Origin of the sequence: Streptomyces sp. NPDC004266, assembly GCF_042874095.1 — a bacterium.
Lineage (GTDB): Bacteria > Actinomycetota > Actinomycetes > Streptomycetales > Streptomycetaceae > Streptomyces.
In genome coordinates, this window is record NZ_JBIAMM010000002.1 from 213,240 (window position 1) to 228,274 (window position 15,035).

12 protein-coding genes are annotated in these 15,035 nt (G+C 73.4%); all 12 read right to left on the bottom strand.

Features of this window, described 5'->3' with window-relative positions; all coding sequences use genetic code 11:
- Nucleotides 1–5: 5 nt before the first annotated feature.
- Nucleotides 6–665: a response regulator transcription factor gene (locus ACFYUZ_RS05700; RefSeq protein WP_356900700.1), complete on the bottom strand. Its 660-nt coding sequence runs from the start codon at nt 663–665 to the stop codon at nt 6–8.
- On the bottom strand, nt 662–2,038 hold the full coding sequence (locus ACFYUZ_RS05705) for a sensor histidine kinase (RefSeq protein ID WP_389306584.1): 1,377 nt from the start codon (nt 2,036–2,038) through the stop codon (nt 662–664). The genes ACFYUZ_RS05700 and ACFYUZ_RS05705 overlap by 4 nt, the downstream gene beginning before the upstream one ends.
- 86 nt (nt 2,039–2,124) lie before the next feature.
- Nucleotides 2,125–4,344: an FG-GAP repeat domain-containing protein gene (locus ACFYUZ_RS05710; protein WP_389306585.1), complete on the bottom strand. Its 2,220-nt coding sequence runs from the start codon at nt 4,342–4,344 to the stop codon at nt 2,125–2,127.
- Between the two features lie 98 nt (nt 4,345–4,442).
- Nucleotides 4,443–5,312 carry an alpha/beta hydrolase gene (locus ACFYUZ_RS05715; protein WP_389306587.1) on the bottom strand — a complete coding sequence of 290 codons (870 nt, stop codon included), beginning with the start codon at nt 5,310–5,312 and terminating at the stop codon, nt 4,443–4,445.
- A gap of 96 nt (nt 5,313–5,408) precedes the next feature.
- Nucleotides 5,409–6,650 carry a kynureninase gene (kynU, locus tag ACFYUZ_RS05720; RefSeq protein WP_389306589.1) on the bottom strand — a complete coding sequence of 414 codons (1,242 nt, stop codon included), beginning with the start codon at nt 6,648–6,650 and terminating at the stop codon, nt 5,409–5,411.
- Nucleotides 6,643–7,494 (bottom strand): tryptophan 2,3-dioxygenase family protein, encoded by an 852-nt coding sequence (locus ACFYUZ_RS05725; protein WP_389306590.1) that lies wholly within the window; start codon nt 7,492–7,494, stop codon nt 6,643–6,645. The genes kynU and ACFYUZ_RS05725 overlap by 8 nt, the downstream gene beginning before the upstream one ends.
- A gap of 121 nt (nt 7,495–7,615) precedes the next feature.
- Entirely contained in the window at nt 7,616–8,503 is an 888-nt protein-coding gene (locus ACFYUZ_RS05730; protein ID WP_389306591.1) for a DUF3152 domain-containing protein, read from the bottom strand.
- A 109-nt stretch (nt 8,504–8,612) separates the two neighbouring features.
- Entirely contained in the window at nt 8,613–9,026 is a 414-nt protein-coding gene (locus tag ACFYUZ_RS05735) for a DUF3151 domain-containing protein (protein WP_389306592.1), read from the bottom strand.
- Between the two features lie 14 nt (nt 9,027–9,040).
- The gene (locus tag ACFYUZ_RS05740) at nt 9,041–10,516 is read right to left on the bottom strand and encodes an MFS transporter (RefSeq protein WP_389306593.1); all 1,476 of its coding nucleotides are present in this window, start codon (nt 10,514–10,516) and stop codon (nt 9,041–9,043) included.
- A gap of 81 nt (nt 10,517–10,597) precedes the next feature.
- Nucleotides 10,598–12,559 carry an Ig-like domain repeat protein gene (locus tag ACFYUZ_RS05745; RefSeq protein ID WP_389306594.1) on the bottom strand — a complete coding sequence of 654 codons (1,962 nt, stop codon included), beginning with the start codon at nt 12,557–12,559 and terminating at the stop codon, nt 10,598–10,600.
- 104 nt (nt 12,560–12,663) lie between these two features.
- Nucleotides 12,664–13,824 (bottom strand): MalY/PatB family protein, encoded by a 1,161-nt coding sequence (locus tag ACFYUZ_RS05750; protein ID WP_389306595.1) that lies wholly within the window; start codon nt 13,822–13,824, stop codon nt 12,664–12,666.
- A gap of 70 nt (nt 13,825–13,894) precedes the next feature.
- Complete coding sequence (gene fbaA, locus ACFYUZ_RS05755) at nt 13,895–14,917, bottom strand: class II fructose-bisphosphate aldolase (protein WP_389306596.1); 1,023 nt, start codon at nt 14,915–14,917, stop codon at nt 13,895–13,897.
- Between the last annotated feature and the right edge of the window lie 118 nt (nt 14,918–15,035).

Genomic DNA, 15,035 nt, shown 5'->3' on the forward strand with positions numbered 1-15,035 from the left:
GGACGCTACCCGCCGGCCCGCACCAATCCCGCCTCGTACGCGAAGACCGCCGCCTGCGTGCGGTCGCGCAGGCCCAGCTTCACCAGGATCCGGCTGACGTGCGTCTTGATCGTCGACTCGGCGACGACGAGGTGGTCGGCGATCTCGGCGTTCGACAGGCCCTGCGCGATGAGGACGAGGACCTCCGTCTCCCGCTCGGTCAGCTCCCCGATCTGCGCCGTCGCCGGCGGACGCGGGGAGCCCGGCGCCTTCGCGAACTCGGTGATCAGCCGCTTGGTGACGGTCGGCGCGAGCAGCGCCTCGCCGGCCGCGACCACCCGGACGCCGTCCGCGAGCTGCCGGGCCGAGGCGTCCTTGAGGAGGAAGCCGGAGGCGCCGGCGCGCAGCGCCTGGTACACGTACTCGTCGAGGTCGAAGGTGGTCAGGACCAGCACCTTCGCGTCCGCGTCGGCGGCGACGATCTCCCGCGTGGCCTCGATGCCGTTCAGCTCGGGCATCCGGATGTCCATGAGGACCACGTCGGGCCGGAGGGCGGCGACCTGCGCGATCGCCTCCCGGCCGTTGACCGCCTCGCCGACGACCTCGATGTCCGGCATCGCGCCCAGCAGCACCGAGAAGCCCTCGCGGACCATCATCTGGTCGTCGACGATCAGTACGCGGATCACTGCGCGGTCTCCTCACGGCTCAGGGACTCGCGGCCGACGGGGACGAAGGCCGTCACCTCGTAGCCACCGTCGTCGGTCGCCTCGGCCGTCATCTCGCCGCCCAGCATCGTCACGCGCTCCCGCATGCCGGTGATGCCGTGACCCGCGCCCATCGAAGGGGGCGGGCGCAGCCCTCCGTCAGGGGTGGTGGCCGGGTGACGGGCGGGCTTGACGAGACCGCGCGCCGGGCCGTTGGCGATCCGCAGGCCCAGCCCGCCCAGGACGTAGCTGACCTCGACCTTCGCTGCGGCCCCCGGCGCGTGCCGCAGCACGTTCGACAGGGCCTCCTGGACGATCCGGTACGCGGAGAGCTCCACGCCCTGCGGCAGCTCGCGCACCGCGCCGGTCACCGTCTTCTCCACGTCGAGCCCGGCCTCGCGGACGTTGTCGACGAGCGCGTCCAGGTCGCCGAGGGTCGGCTGCGGGGCGTCGGGCGCCTCGTAGTCCTCGGCCCGGACGACCCCGAGGATGCGGCGCAGCTCGGTCAGCGCGGCGACGGCGTTCTCCCGGATGGTGAGGAACGCCTGCTCCAGCTCCGGCGGCGGGTTCTCCACCCGGTACGGCGCGGCCTCCGCCTGGATGGCGACCACCGACATGTGATGGGCGACGACGTCGTGCAGCTCGCGCGCGATGGTCGTCCGCTCCTCCAGGACGGTCCGCTTCGAACGCTCCCGCGCGGTGACGGTCTGCTGGGCGGTGACCTCGCGGGTCGCCTGGCGGCGGACCTGGAAGACGGTGACGGTGAGCAGGGCGAGGGCGGCGACGAACAGCATCGGGACGGCGTCGGTGCCGCCGCCCACCCTGAGGAACACCTCGGCGAAGAGCGCGTAGCCCGCCGTCCCGATCCACATCCACACGGCGGTACGGGGCCGGGTGCGGGCGGCGACCACGACGAGGACCACGAGGTGGGCGGCGAACGAGTCGGCCGACCAGGGCCAGCCGGTCACGAAGCCGGCGATCACCCCGACGAACGGCGCCGCGCCGAGCGAGGCCCAGAAGGCGAGGACCGGCCGGACCAGGGTGAGCAGCACGGTCGCGGCCGGCACGAGGGAGGCGACGAGCCCGATCGGGCCGATGGCGCCGTGGTAGCGCTCCATCCCGATGAAGAAGACGATCATCGCCATGAAGGCGACGACCGCGTGCGGCAGCAGACCGGCGTACACCCGTATCCGCGCCGGCAGGAAGCGCGTCGGCCCGCTGTCCACGTCCATGCGCGGGAGCGGCCGGTAGGCGAAGGCGTCGTGGAAGAGTTCCTGGCGCAGCCCGCCGAGCGCCACCTGCACCAGGCGGAACTCGGGGCTGCGGCTCGTCTCGGAGGACTGTGTCTGGGTCACACCGAAAACGGTACGGGCGGCGGGGGACCGGGTCGTCCCGCTGGATGCGGATCCTTCCGGGTCCCCCTTGAGGACTAGGGCGGCCCTCAGGCGATGCTGTTGAACGTGGTGCCCTCGCCCGCGTACAGCGACGTCGTCCGACGGCTGAAGGGGGCGTCGACGGAGCCCGTCGAGTGGTAGACGTACGTGCCGCCCGATCCGTACCCGATCAGGTCCGGGCGCCCGTCGTTGTCGAGGTCGCCTGCGCCGACGAGCTGGGAGAAGACGCCCCAGCCGCCGCCGATCCGGACGCGCGGGGCGAACGTGCCGTCGCCCTTGCCGGGGAACAGCCACAGCACGCCCGCCGTGTCGCGCGCCACGACGTCGCCCGCCGCGGTGCCCGCCACGTCGCCCACGGCCGCGATCTGGTTGTACGTGTTGAAGCCGGCGGAGGCGAGCCGCACGCGGGCCGCGTAGGGGGCGTCCCACTTGCCGGTGGCCTTGTGGAGCCAGAGCGCGCCCGCGCCGTCCACCGCGACGAGGTCGGGGCGGCCGTCGCCGGTCAGGTCGGACCCGGCCGCGATCTTGTTGTAGGCGCCCCAGCCGGGGCCGACCTTGGTACGGGCGGCGAAGGTGCCGTCGCCCTTGCCGAGGAAGCTCCACAGCACGCCGGCGGTGTCGCGGGCGACGAAGTCGCCGGCCGGACCGCCCGCGAGGTTCCCGGCGGCCTCGATCGCGTTGTACGCCTGGAAGCCCGCGCCCAGCTTCGTCCGCTTCGCCGGCGCCACCTGGCCGTTCACCGGGCGGTCCCGCAGGTCGTCGCGCCACAGCACGCCGGAGGCGTCCCGGGCGAGGACGTCGGTGGAGCCGTTGTTCGTGTAGTCGTGCGGGTCGGCCGCGCGCAGGACGTTCATGAGCCAGCCCTGGTAGGCGGGCTCGCCGGTGCCGTCGACCAGCGTCGCCTCGGCCTCCACGCCGTACGTGCCGTTCGGGGCGTCGACCCCGTCGACGACGCCGTCCCAGTCGAAGGAGAACAGGGTGCCGGACGCGGGCGCGGTCAGGCGCTTGGTGAACTCCTTGCCGGTGACGGTGTGCGTGAGCGTGACGTCCAGGTAGGCGTCGGCGCGCGACAGCGTCCAGCCCAGGGTCGCCTTGCCGCCGGTCTTGTCGAGGTCGACCGAGTCGGGGACGTGGACCTGCTGGATCTCCAGCGGGGGCTTCACCCGACCCGTCTCCGCGACCTTGGTGACGGTCGGGGTGCCGTCCTGCGCGGCCGTGACGCGGAAGAGCCCGTCGCCGTCGGCGGCCCGGCTGCCGCGCAGCACGGCGCTGCCGTCGGACGCGGTCGACGCTCGCACGGCCGAGACGCCGAGGTCGACGGTCTCGCCGCTGGTCAGGGAGACGGCCTTGGCGGGCGTCTCGGGATTGCCGTGCACCAGCCACTCGCCCACGAGCGCGCTGTACCACTTGGCGGTGTGGGCGCCCAGGACGGTCTTCTTCTGCTCGCCCGTCCTGCGGTCGACGGACGTGATGGAGTCGCCGGTGCCGGCCTCGTAGCCGAACCAGGTCACGTGCGTACCGGAGAAGTCCAGGCCGCCGTAGCCGAACCCGGACTCGGGAGCGGCGTACGTCGCGGTGACCGTCCCGGCCGCCACGTCGACGAGGGCCCGGCCGCCGGTCCGCGCGTCCTCCGGCCCGGTCGCGTACCCGACGAGGACCCGGCCGTCGTGGGCCGACGAGCCGAAGAAGTCGGTGGCGTCCGCCGGCAGGCCCGCGATCTTGCGGCTGGTCGTCGTGGCGCCGTCCTTGGTGACGACGCGCAGCTCGGCCCGGCCGACCTCGTTGATCACCTGCGCGAGCACGCTCGTGGGGCTCAGCACGGCCACGTAGTTGCCCTGCATCGCGCCGAGGTCGAGGGACACGGCGGGGGCGGCGGGGTCGGCCATGTTCCGCAGGGTGATCGAACGGAAGTCGGCGGACCAGGAGGCGTCCCCGAGGACGACCACGTCACCGGCCCCCAGGGCCCAGCCCTTGGGGTCCTGGAGCGGGATCGCGGCGCCGCCGTCGTACGGCGTCCACGTCAGTTGCCGGGTGGTGTCGGGGGCGAAGGCGTAGCTGAGGAAGCCGGAGGTTCCCGCGCCCCCGAAGTCGCTGCCTTCCGGGTAGACGGGAAGGGCCCCGGCGGCCTGGTCGGCCGCGGCCGAAGGGGCCGAGGCCGCCGCGAACGCGGCCGGAGCGGTCGCCAGCGTGCCGGCGCCGAGGGCGGTGACGGCGAGGGCGACCGTGACGGCGGTGGCGAGACGGGCGCGGGTGGAACGGAGCTGCAAGGTGAAACCCCCATGAGAACGATCGGACACGGGAAGGCCGTGCCCGATGAGACTCGTGATCCGTTCGAAGGGTTGTACGGGAATCCGAAGTTCCGGGGTCACCAAGCCAGCTGGGCGATCTCCTCCGCCACCACCGCGCACGCGTCCGCCGCCGGGTCGATGAGCGGGAAGTGGCCGATGCCCTCCAGGAGCGTCAGGCCGACCTCCTCGCCCGCCTTCGCCGCCGCCTCCGCGTACGCCTCGGCCACCGCGTACGGCACGTCGGCGTCCTCGCGGCCCTGGACGACGGTGGTCGCGATGCCGGTCGGGAGGAGGACGGACGGGTCCGTGGCGGCCGCGCGCGCCGCGTACTCCGCCTCGTCGCCCAGGAGTTCCGTGACCGCGCCGCCGCACACCCCGAGCTCCACCGCCCGCCCGAAGTGGGCGATCGGGGCGAGGGCGACGACCCCGCGCAGCTCCGGCGGGGCGGGGAGCCGCCACGGGGAGCCGGCGGGCAGGACGTGCCGGGCGGCGGCCCACAGCGCGAGGTGGCCGCCCGCCGAGTGGCCGGTGAGGACGGTCCGTCGCGGGTCGGCCTGCGGGAGGTGCGCGGAGGCCAGGTCCGCCACCGCGTCGAGCGCCGCCGCCACGTCGTCGAAGGTCTCCGGCCAGCGCCCGGCGACCGGGGCCGTACCGCCCTGGTGGGGCAGGCCGGGCCCGCGCCGGTACTCGACGTTGGCCACGGCGAAGCCCCGGCGGGCCAGGAGGTCCACGAAGGGGGTCAGGTGCTGCCGGTCGTACGGTGCCCGCCAGGCGCCGCCGTGCAGGGCGACGACGAGCGGGGCCCTGGTGCGCCCGTCGCGCGGGGCGTAGAAGTCGACCACCTGGTCCGGGTGGTCGCCGTACGCCGCGGTGGCGTCCGGGGCGACGGCCGGGTGCGAGAAGGCCGACGCCTCTTCGGCGGCATCGCGCGCGGCGGGGTCCGGCATGCTGTTCCAACCTCTCGGGTGCGGGGCCGAATTGGCCTGACCTGCGGGGACGGTACCAGCACCGGAACCCCCGCAGATCAGGCGATCATCCGACGATCAGCCGCCGAGGCCCCCGAGGACGTCCGCGAGGATCCGGGCCGCCCGCTCCGCGTCCGCGAAGCCCACGTACAGCGGGGTGAAGCCGAACCGCAGGACGTCCGGACGGCGCAGGTCGCCCACGACCCCGCGCTTGATCAGCTCCGCCATGACGGCGGGCGCGTCCGCACAGCGCAGTGCCACCTGGCTGCCGCGCTCACCGTGCGCCCCGGGGGTCACGGAGGTGACGAGGCCCTCGGGGACGTACGCCCCGACGCACTCCAGGAAGAAGTCCGTCAGCGCCAGCGACTTGGCCCGGACGTCCTCGACCGCGACGCCGTCCCAGACGTCGAGCGCCGCTTCGAGGGCCAGCATGGACAGGATGTCGGGCGTGCCCACCCGGCCCCGGAGCGCGCCGGACGCCGCCTCGTAGCCGGGGGTCATGCCGAACGGGTCGGCGTGCGAGTTCCAGCCGGGCAGCGGCGAGTCGAAGGCGGCCTGGTGGCGCTCGGCGACGTACAGGTACGCGGGGGAACCGGGGCCGCCGTTCAGGTACTTGTAGGTGCAGCCGACGGCCAGGTCGACCCCGTGGGCGTCCAGGCCGACGGGCAGGGCGCCCGCGCTGTGGCACAGGTCCCAGACCGCGAGCGCGCCCGCCGCGTGGAGCGCGGCGGTGAGCCCGGGCAGGTCCTGGAGCCGGCCCGTGCGGTAGTCGACGTGGTTGACGAGCGCGAGGGCCGTGCGGCCGCTCACCGCCGCCGCCATGTCGGCCGGGTCGCACGCCACGATCTCGTGACCCGTCAGCCGCGCCGCGGACCGCGCGATGTACCCGTCCGTGGGAAAGGTCGTCGCGTCGACGAGGATCTCGTCGCGGTCGTCGCCGTTCAGCCGGGCGGCCGCGACGACCGCCTTGAAGACGTTCACGCTCGTCGAGTCGCCGACCACGATCTGCCCCGGGGCGGCGCCGACGATCGGCGCGATCCGGTCGCCGATCCGCTCGGGCGCGGTCCACCAGCCGGACTCGTCCCAGGAGCGGATGCGCAGCTCGCCCCACTCGCGGGCGATGACGTCGGCCATGCGGGCCGGGACGTGCGCGGGCAGGGCTCCCAGCGAGTTGCCGTCCAGGTAGACGGTCTCCTCGTCGAGGGCGAACTTCGCGCGGTGCCCGGCGAGGCCGTCGGCGGCGTCGAGCTCCAGGGCCCGCTCATGGAGGTCGCCGGCGGCGTCCGGGCGCGCGGCCCCCTTCTCGTACGGCTCAGACATGGCTGCGGGCCGTCCAGAGCTCGGGGAAGACGTTCTTCTGGGCCCGCTTCTCCAGCCAGGCCACGCCCGCGGAGCCGCCGGTGCCGGTCTTCGCGCCCATCGCGCGCCGGGTCGCCACCAGGTGGTCGTTGCGCCAGCGCCAGACCAGTTCGGCGACGTCGCTCAGGGCCTCGCCGAGCCGGACGAGCTCGCCGTTCTGGTCGGCGTCCGCGTAGATCCCGGCCCAGACCGCCTCGACCTCGGGCGAGGGCTCGTACCGCTGCGCCAGGTCACGGCCGAGGACCGCTGCCGGCACGGGCAGGCCGCGGCGGGCGAGGAAGCCGAGGACCTCGTCGTACAGGCTGGGCTCGTGCAGCGCCTTCTCCAGCTCGGCGTGCACGCGGGGCGCGCCCCGGTGCGGGACGAGCATGGACGCGGACTTCTCGCCGAGCAGGAACTCCATCCGCCGGTACATCGCCGACTGGAAGCCGGAGCCCTCGCCGAGCGCCGCCCGGTAGGCGTTGAACTGGCCGGGGGTGAGCTGGGCGAGCGGCCGCCAGGAGTGGTTGAGGGCCTCCAGCTCGCGCACCGAGCGCTTGAGCGCGTCCATCGCGACGGGGACCCGGTCCTCGCGCAGGGCGCGGCTCGCGGTCTCCCACTCGTGGACGATCACCGTGAACCACAGCTCCATGACCTGGGTCGTGACCAGGAAGACCATCTCGCCGGGGTCGTCCGAGCGGAGGTGCTGGAGGTGGGTGAGGACGTCCGCCTGGACGTAGTCCTCGTACGGCGTCGTGCCCGCGAAGTCGAGGTTCGGGTCGTCGACGACCGAGCCGGCTCCGGAGGCATCGGGGAAGGTGGACATTTCTGTCTCCTCGATACGGGCTACCGGGTAGCGGTCCGCTCCACCGTGCGCGCTCTGCTGCGCGCCACGGGAGCTCCGGTCCCCTCGGGAGGCGTGCTTCTTCGCGCGCGTCCCAAGCGCATCATGACACGATCGGGCCCGTGATGTAGATCCCCTCTTCGTCATACGGAAAAGCGTTCGATCGGCAGCCGTTCAGGCCCTTGATCTGCTGCATCATCGCCGGTGCGAGCCTGCCCGGACCCGGGCAGCCCATGTGCGAGCGGATGCCGATCTCGTGCCCCACCTCGTGGTTGATGATCAGGTGCCGGTACTCCGCGGGCTCCCCCGCGAAGGTCGGCGAGCCGAGCATCCACCGCTTGAGGTTCACCACGACGCCGTCGGCGGTCTCGCAGTTCAGCTCGCCGTGGGTGTTGTAGCCCTGGCGCGCGCAGAGCGCGTCGGCGGTGTCCGGGGTGGCGATCCTGATGACGAAGTCGGCGTTCTCCGAGACCAGCTGGAACCGGCCCCGGCCGTGCGCTGCCCAGCCGCGCGGATGGGCCAGGATCCGCTGGATCTCCGCGGCCGCCCCCCGCGCCGAGAGCGCGATGCCGTCCTCGACCTGGACCCGGTAGCGGCGCAGGGTGCCGCCGTGGCCGACGGGCTCGCCCGAGGCCCGCGCGGTGGTGAAGGTGCCGGAGCCGGACTGCGGGACGGTGGTCCGCTTCGGCGCGGACCCGGGCTTCGGCCCGGGCTTCGGTGTCTTCCGGGCCTGCCCGGTCTTCTCGGGAGCCGGCTTCGGCGGCGGCTTCGGCCTCGCCGCCGGGGGCCGGGTGCTCGGGACGGTCGCCGACGGTGCCGCCGCCCCGGGGGCCGCCCGCCCGTCCGTCTCCTCGCCCTGGAAGTGCGCGAGCGCCGCCCCGGCGCCGAGCGAGACCGTCACCAGGGCCAGGACCGGAAGGACGAGACGGGGTCCCGACCCGCGTTTCCTCCTCGTTCCCCGCCGTCCTGCGGGTAAGGCACGTTTTCCCACGACAGACTTCCCCCCTGAGTCCTGCGGTTCCGGGGATCGTACCCGCCGACTCGAACGCCCTTTCCCCCCGTGTGGGAGAAAGGGCGTTCTTGGGGGTCTCCGAGGAGGGTCAGCCGAGGGTCTCCGCGGCGGTCTCCGAGGAGTCGCGCAGGAAGGTCGTGCAGCGCTCGTACTCGTCCTTCTCGCCGATGTCGCCGGCCGCCCGGGCCAGGGCGTGCAGCGCGCGCAGGAAGCCGCGGTTCGGCTCGTGCTCCCACGGCACCGGACCGTGGCCCTTCCAGCCGCTGCGGCGCAGCGCGTCCAGGCCGCGGTGGTAGCCGGTGCGGGCGTAGGCGTACGACTCGACGACCGCGCCGCGCTCGTAGGCGTCGTCGGCGAGCCGGGCCCAGGCGAGCGAGGAGCTCGGGTACTTCGCGGCGACGTCCGCCGGCGCCGTACCGTTCGCGAGCAGCTCGCGCGGGCCCGGGTCGTCGGGCAGGTGGGTGGGGGCCGGTCCCCCCAGGAGGTTCTCGTGGATGGCCATGGGCCCAGTCTGCCTCAGGACCCCGCCCCGCCGTCCGCCTCCCGGGCGGGGACGTCCCGCCCGCCCGGCTCCAGGGGCGGGGACTGCACCCCGCAGTGGACCCTGCACCCCGGATGGCAGTCCGCCGACGCGGCCGGGGTCCGCATGGTCGTCCAGGCGATCACCGCGCCCACCACCAGGATCCCCGCGCACATCGGCATCGCCCGCCGGAACGTCTCCCCGAACTCCTCCGCCGAGCGGTACGCCTCCGGGCCCATCCCGGCGAGCAGCGGCAGCGCGGCCACCGCGATCAGCCCGGCCGCGCGGGCGGCCGCGTTGTTGATGCCGCTCGCGAGGCCCGCCCGGGACACGTCCACCGAGGCGAGGACGGTCGCGGTCAGCGGGGCGACCAGGGTCGTCATGCCGAGCCCGAGGACCAGCAGCGCCGGCAGCACGTCCCGTACGTACGAGGCGTCCTCCCCGACCCGCAGCATCAGCAGCATCCCGCCGGCGCACAGCAGCGGCCCCACCGTGAGCGGGATCCGGGGCCCGATCCTCTCCCCCAGCTCCCCGGACTTCGCCGACAGCAGCAGCATGAGCACGGTCGTCGGCAGCAGGGCCGTACCGGCGCCGAGCGCCGAGTAGCCGGAGACCACCTGGAGCTGGAGGGCCGCCAGGAAGAAGAAGCCGCCGAACGCCGCGTACACGCACAGGGTGACCAGATTGACCGCGGTGAACAGCCGCGAGCGGAAGATCGACGGCGGCACCATCGCCCGCTCCCCGCGCCGCCGCTCCACCACCGTGAACCCGGTCCCGACCACCACCCCGGCCACCCCGGCCCACCAGGCCGCGCCGATCAGCGCGTACGTGACGAGGGCGAGCGCCGCCGCGCCCAGGACCGCGCCGAGCACGTCGAAGCGGCCGTGCGCGGTCTCGTCCCGCGACTCCGGCACGTGCCGCAGGGCGACCGGCACGCAGACGGCGGCGAGCGGCACGTTCAGCAGGAACACCCACCGCCAGCCGGGGCCGTCCACCAGCCAGCCGCCCACGAACGGGCCGATCGCCGCGCCCACCCCGCCGAAGCCCGACCAGAGCCCGACGGCCCGCGCCCGGTCGTCCTCGTGGAAGCTCGCCTGGATCAGCGCGAGGGAGCCGGGCGTGAGCAGCGCCCCGCCCACCCCCTGGAGGGCGCGGGCCGCGATCAGCACCCCCGCGTTCGGGGCGAGGCCGCAGAGCAGCGAGGCCGCCGCGAACCACACCACCCCGATCACGAAGACCCGGCGCCGCCCGAACCGGTCGCCGAGCGAGCCGCCGAGGAGGATCAGCCCGGCCAGGGTCAGCATGTAGGCGTTGACCGTCCACTGGAGGACGGCGAGATCGGCGCCCAGGTCCTCGCCGATGTGCGGCAGGGCGACATTGACGACGGTCGAGTCGAGCAGCGCCATCCCGGACCCGAGCACGGTCGTGAAGACGATCCAGCGCCCCGTCCCGGAGCTCATCCGGATGTCCATGCCTGCATGATCCCGCGAACGCCGAAGCCCCGCCCACCGGAATCCGAGGAAACGGCGGACGGGGCGGCAGTGGCCGACGGGTCAGCGGGTGAAGTTGAGGTACTTCCAGGAGCCGTGGACCGTGGTGTTCACGTCGTCGCCGGACACGCCGTCCACGTACGCCGTGCGGATCCGGGCGCGGATGCCGGCCGCCCCGTCGCCGTCGAACGCGATGTACGCCATGCCGCCGCTGTTCAGCCGGACGTAGTCCTCGCCGCCGGAGCGCCAGGCGCCCGCGTACCAGACCTGGAGCTCGACCTTGGTGCTGCGGCCCGGGTACGGGTTGTTCCAGGCGGTGACCAGCGGGTCGGCGGTCTGGTGGTACGTCTGGTACCAGATGGTGCCGATCTTCGACCACTTGTAGTGCCGGGTCAGCGTGGTCGTCAGACCGGCCCGCGTGTACACGGTGGACCCGACGTGGGCCCTGCCGGAGCGGGTGTCGCCGGCGAAGTCGGCGGTCACCCAGGTGTCACGGGTCATCCTGAGCGTCACCGACAGCTTGCCCGCCGAGTCGACCGTGCCGCGCTTGAGCAGCCGCTTGGGCTCCGGGCCGTACGGGTCCGCCCAGATCTCCACGACGCGGTTCCGGTGCGTCCAGCCGAGGGAGGCCGTGTACGTCACGTTGGTGCCGTAGTCGACGGTGCGACGGTTCTGGTCGAGCTTCAGGTACGTCGTGAAGGGCGCCACGCTCACGACGGCCGTCCCGCTGGAGTCCGCGTGCCGGGCGTCGCCCTGGTACGCCACCCGGTACGAGACCTTCCCGGCCGCGGCCGGGGTGTCCGGGAACGAGAACGTGCCGTTCGCCGCGGTCGTCCGCGTCCCGAGCGCCTTGCCGGCCGGGTTCTCCGCGTCGTACCGCGTCACGGTGAGCGGGGTGCCCGCGGGCAGCCGCAGCGTGGAGCCGAGCGAGCCGGAGACGGTCAGCGGCTTGTTGATCGGCGCGGTGGCCGGGGCCTTCACCGTCACGGAGGTGGTGTGGTACTTCGGCGCCGTGTAGATCCGCAGCGAGTACTCCGACCGGCCCGACTCCTGCACGGCGGCGAAGAGGCGGGTGCTGTCGGGCGCCCAGGCCAGCTCGCCGTACGGCAGCCAGGACTTCGTGTCCCGGACGCTCGGCGGGGCCGCGGAGCCGCCCCCGAAGACGAAGATGTCGCCGACGTCGTCGCGGTCCCACGTCCCGCCGGCCACGGTGCCGTCCGGGGCGACGGCCACGGCCTCCGCGTTCCAGGACACCGGGAAGTGCTCCTGCTCGGAGAGGTCGGTCAGGCTGAGCCGGGTGAGCGAAGTGGTCCGGTCCGCCGCGACGACGCTCTTGCCGTCGGGGGCGATCTCGATGTCCTTCACGAACCCGTCGCGCTGGGCGGACGCGCGGACGACCGGCGTGCCCGAACCGGTGTCGTACACGACGATCGGGCCCGAGCTGATGGTGCCGTCGGCGGCGACGAGCGTGTCCGGCGCGGCCGGATCGGTGCGGAGCGTGGGCGGATTCGACCAGTCGGCACCCGTGGTGAGGGCCAGGGCCACGGTCGGCGTGGCCGTGGTCAGGTCGACCGAGCCCAGCTCCGAGTCCCAGTTCTCGCCGTAGCCGAACCAGAGCCGGCCGCCGGCGGCGGCGACGGTCGAGGGCTTGGTGCCCTCGCCCGTGGGGTACTCGGCGGTGACGCCCGGCTGCGCCGTGTCGATGGCGACGATCTTGTCCGCGTTCTGCACCGCCGCGTACAGCGTGGCCGAGTCGGCGGAGAGGTCGAGGTCGCGGACGTAGGGCAGGTTGTCGACGGCCCGGACGAAGCGGCCCGCGAAGTCGGTGACGACGACGCGGTTGTTGTACGTGTCGCTGAAGAACAGGCGCTGGTGGGCGCCGTCGACGACCATGTCGCCGACCGATCCGACGTTCAGCGGGACGACCGAGTCGGCGGCCGCCCGACCCGCCGTCCCCGCGACGAGCGCCGCGGAGCCGACGAGGACCGCGAACGAGGTCGCGGCGGAGAGAGTGCGCTTGCGCACGATGAAGAGACCCCCCAGAAGCATGGTCTCCGGCCCACGGAATCGGGGCTCGGTCAGCGCAGACTAGAGCACACGACCGACAGCGCGCCTCCGGGTATCCCCGGTCAGCCGCGGCGCAGCCGCGCCGCCGCCCTGACCAGTGCGTCCACGCCCCGCTCGGCCTTGCCCCGGGGGCAGCCGACGTTCAGCCGGACGAAGCCGGGCGTGCCGTACACCCCGCCCGGCATGATCGCGACCTTCTCCACCGCCACCAGCTCCTCCTGGAGCCGGCTCTCCTCGATGCCGAGCGGCCGCAGGTCGATCCAGGCCAGATAGCCGGCCTGCGGGGGCGTCCAGTCGACCTCCGGGAGCCCTTCCGCGAGGCGCTCCCGGACCATGTCCATCGTCCCCGCCACGTATCCGCGCAGCTCGTCCAGCCAGGCCGCGCCCCGCCGGTACGCGGCGATGTGCGCGGTCAGGGAGAGCACCGCGGGCGAGGCGAGCCCCTCGCCGGTCTCCATGCGCCGGACGAACGCCTCGCGCTCGTCGGGGTCGCCGACCATGCCGTACGAGCCGGAGAGCGCCGGAAAGTTGAAGGCCTTCGTGCCGGAGGTGACCAGGGCCCAGCGGCGGCCCCGTCCCGGCTCGGCGATCCGGGTCCAGGGGACGTGCCGGTGGCCGTCCGTCGTCAGGTCGGCGTGGATCTCGTCGCTGACGACGGCCGCGCCGTACCGCTCGGCCAGCTCGGCGAAGACGGTGAGCTCCTCCGCCGTCCACACCCGGCCGGTCGGGTTGTGCGGGGAGCAGAGCAGCAGCATCCGGCTGTCCGGGCGGGCGAGCTCCCGCTCCAGGGCCGCCGGGTCGTCGAGCGGGACGCCCCGCAGCTCGCGCCCGAGCCCGGTGACGGCCTTGCGGAAGCCGTCGTACGTGGGGGTGTGGACGACCACCCCGTCGCCGGGCTCCGTCCACATCTGGAGGAGCTGCGAGAGCTGGGAGAGCACGGAGGGCGCGTACACCAGCGTCCCGGGGTCGATCTCGGTGTCGTACCGGCTCGCGTACCAGTGGCGGATCGCCTCCCGGAACTCCCCGAGGCGCCAGTCGGTGTAGCCGAAGACCCCGTGGTCGACGCGCTCGCGCAGGGCCGCGAGGACCTCCGGCGGGGAGGCGAAGTCCATGTCGGAGATGGTGAAGGGCAGCAGGTCGGGGACGCCGAAGCGGTCCGCGATCCCGTCCCACTGGACCGACCAGGTCCCGTGCCGGTCTATCTCCCGGTCGAAGTCGTACATCAGGCCTCCCGTCGACGGACACACGACGGGCCCGGCACCTCGGGAGGTACCGGGCCCGTCGGTCACAGGCTTACTTCAGCTTCGTGCCGGCCGAGCGCAGCGCGACACAGGCCTCGCCGACGCGGGCGGCCATGCCGGCCTCGGCCAGCTTGCCCCAGGTGCGCGGGTCGTAGGTGGACTTCTTGCCGACCTCGCCGTCGACCTTCAGGACACCGTCGTAGTTGCGGAACATGTGGTCCACGACCGGGCGGGTGAAGGCGTACTGGGTGTCGGTGTCGAGGTTCATCTTCACGACGCCGTTCTCCAGCGCGGTGGCGATCTCCTCGGCCGTCGAGCCCGAGCCGCCGTGGAAGACGAAGTCGAACGGGTCGGCCTTGCCGTACTTGGCGGCGACGCCCGCCTGGAGGTCCTTGAGGAGCTCGGGGCGGAGCACGACGTTGCCCGGCTTGTAGACGCCGTGGACGTTGCCGAAGGACGCGGCCAGCAGGTAGCGGCCCTTCTCGCCCAGGCCGAGGGCCTCGGCGGTGCGGATGGCGTCCTCGACGGTGGTGTACAGCTCGTCGTTGATCTCGTGGCTGACGCCGTCCTCCTCGCCGCCGGTCGGGGTGATCTCGACCTCGAGGATGATCTTGGCGGCGGCGGCCTTCGCGAGCAGCTCCTGGCCGATGGCCAGGTTGTCGGCGAGGGTCTCGGCGGAGCCGTCCCACATGTGGGACTGGAACAGCGGGTTCTCGCCACGGGCGACGCGCTCGGCGGAGATGTCGAGCAGCGGACGGACGTAGCCGTCCAGCTTGTCCTTCGGGCAGTGGTCGGTGTGGAGGGCGACCGTGATGTCGTACTTCGCGGCGACGATGTGCGCGAACTCGGCCAGGGCGACGGCGCCGGTGACCATGTCCTTGTTGTACTGACCGCCCAGGAACTCGGCACCGCCGGTCGAGATCTGGATGATGCCGTCGCTCTCGGCCTCCGCGAAGCCGCGGAGCGCAGCGTGCAGGGTCTGGGACGAGGTCACGTTGATGGCCGGGTAGGCGAACTTGCCTGCCTTCGCCCGGTCGAGCATCTCGTTGTAGACCTCGGGGGTTGCGATGGGCATTCGTCCGCTCCTTGTGATGTGCGGGGTGTGTGCGTTGCTGTCCCTGACCTAGGGGCGACGTCATCGTCGCGGCCCATCTTTCCAGACTCTTGTGCGGGCTCCCACGGGCGTGACATGT

Bases quoted from the DNA above. Each gene is read 5' to 3' on its own strand.
- ACFYUZ_RS05715 (WP_389306587.1), bottom strand. From the start codon at position 5,312: ATGCCGGACCCCGCCGCGCGCGATGCCGCCGAAGAGGCGTCGGCCTTC.
- kynU (WP_389306589.1), bottom strand. From the start codon at position 6,650: ATGTCTGAGCCGTACGAGAAGGGGGCCGCGCGCCCGGACGCCGCCGGC.
- ACFYUZ_RS05725 (WP_389306590.1), bottom strand. From the start codon at position 7,494: ATGTCCACCTTCCCCGATGCCTCCGGAGCCGGCTCGGTCGTCGACGAC.
- ACFYUZ_RS05735 (WP_389306592.1), bottom strand. From the start codon at position 9,026: ATGGCCATCCACGAGAACCTCCTGGGGGGACCGGCCCCCACCCACCTG.
- ACFYUZ_RS05740 (WP_389306593.1), bottom strand. From the start codon at position 10,516: ATGGACATCCGGATGAGCTCCGGGACGGGGCGCTGGATCGTCTTCACG.
- ACFYUZ_RS05750 (WP_389306595.1), bottom strand. From the start codon at position 13,824: ATGTACGACTTCGACCGGGAGATAGACCGGCACGGGACCTGGTCGGTC.
- fbaA (WP_389306596.1), bottom strand. From the start codon at position 14,917: ATGCCCATCGCAACCCCCGAGGTCTACAACGAGATGCTCGACCGGGCG.